1 pseudogene is annotated in these 694 nt (G+C 60.8%); it reads left to right on the top strand.

Features of this window, described 5'->3' with window-relative positions:
• A pseudogene (locus FAF44_RS56615) lies at positions 1-694 on the top strand (DNA-directed RNA polymerase subunit beta); the annotation flags it as partial.

Here is a 694-nt window from a genome sequence, read left to right on the forward strand (position 1 = left end):
TGAGGAGATCTTCGAAGAGATCAGTCCGATCGAGGACTTCTCGGGGACGATGTCCTTGTCGTTCCGCGACCACCGGTTCGAGCCGCCGAAGTACTCCGTAGATGAGTGCAAAGAGAAGGACATGACCTTCTCCGCCCCGATGTTCGTGACGGCGGAGTTCATCAATAACACCACCGGTGAGATCAAGAGCCAGACGGTGTTCATGGGTGACTTCCCGCTCATGACGCCGAAGGGCACCTTCATCATCAACGGCACCGAACGTGTCGTGGTCTCGCAGCTCGTCCGCTCGCCCGGCGTCTACTTCGAACGTAATGTCGACAAGACGTCCGACAAGGACCTGTACGGCTGCAAGGTCATCCCGTCGAGGGGTGCCTGGCTGGAATTCGAGATCGACAAGCGCGACAGCGTCGGTGTGCGCATCGACCGTAAGCGCAAGCAGGCCGTCACCGTGCTTCTCAAGGCACTGGGGTGGACCAGCGACCAGATCCTCGAGAAGTTCGGCCAGTACGAGTCGATGCGGGCGACCCTGGAGAAGGATCACACCGCCGGCCAGGACGACGCCCTGCTCGACATCTACCGCAAGCTGCGGCCGGGCGAGCCGCCGACCAAGGAGTCGGCGCAGACCCTGCTGGAGAACCTCTACTTCAACGCCAAGCGCTACGACCTCGCCAAGGTGGGTCGTTACAAGATCAAC

The organism is Nonomuraea sp. MG754425, assembly GCF_021699195.1.
GTDB lineage: Bacteria > Actinomycetota > Actinomycetes > Streptosporangiales > Streptosporangiaceae > Nonomuraea.